Below are 793 nucleotides of genomic sequence, written 5' to 3'. Positions count from 1 at the left end.
GAGCGGAGCGTTTCGGCTGGTCACAGAAATGGAAGGGCTGGGGCCAAAAGCAGGACGGCCGCTACCGGCGCGGTGTCGGCATGTCCATCCTGACCCACGCCAGCGGCGCCGGCGGCTTCCTGCTGGAGCATTCCAGCGCCGTCATGAAGGTGCTGAGCGACGGCACGCTGAACCTCATCGTCAGCCCCTGCGAAATGGGCCAAGGCATTCTCGGCGCGCTGGCCCAGGTCGGCGCGGAATCGAGCGGCCTGCGCTACGAGCAGGTGCGCGTGACCACCGGCGACACCGACGTCACCATGTTCGACATCGGCTCCCATGCCAGCCGTTCCATGCTGGTCATCGGCAATGCGGTGGCGGCGGCCGGCACCAAGATCAAGGATCAGATCAAGGCGCTCGCTGTCGCGAAATTCGAATTGCGCCAGGTCGCGGCCACGGCAGACGAGATCGACGTTCGCGAAGGCCGGGTCTTCCTTATCGACAGCCCGAAGACGGGCTTCGACGTACGCGAGATCGCTTATGACGCGATCTACAATTTCGGCGCCGAAGGCGGACAGCTCGTGGCGACCGGCTCCTACCTCTCCACCTCGCATCACCCCAACCACCAGGCGGCGTTCGCCGAGGTCGAGGTGGACACCGAAACGGGGCAAGTCACGGTGGCCAAATATGTCGTCGCCCACGACATCGGCCGTGCGATCAACCCGTTGCTGGTCGAGGCGCAGCTCGAAGGCAGCGCCGTGCAGGGAATAGGTTTCGCGCTGACGGAAGACTTCGTCATCGATCCGGTCACCGGCGA

At 64.9% G+C, this 793-nt stretch carries 1 protein-coding gene; it reads left to right on the top strand.

Features of this window, described 5'->3' with window-relative positions; translation table 11 throughout:
* Positions 1-793: molybdopterin cofactor-binding domain-containing protein (locus EN742_RS36480; protein WP_148670595.1), on the top strand; the 793-nt coding region annotated here is incomplete at both ends.

This window comes from Mesorhizobium sp. M4A.F.Ca.ET.020.02.1.1 (assembly GCF_004022645.1).
GTDB lineage: Bacteria > Pseudomonadota > Alphaproteobacteria > Rhizobiales > Rhizobiaceae > Mesorhizobium.
The sequence above is the reverse complement of the archived record's forward strand: the minus strand, read 5'-3'. Positions and strand labels throughout refer to the sequence as shown.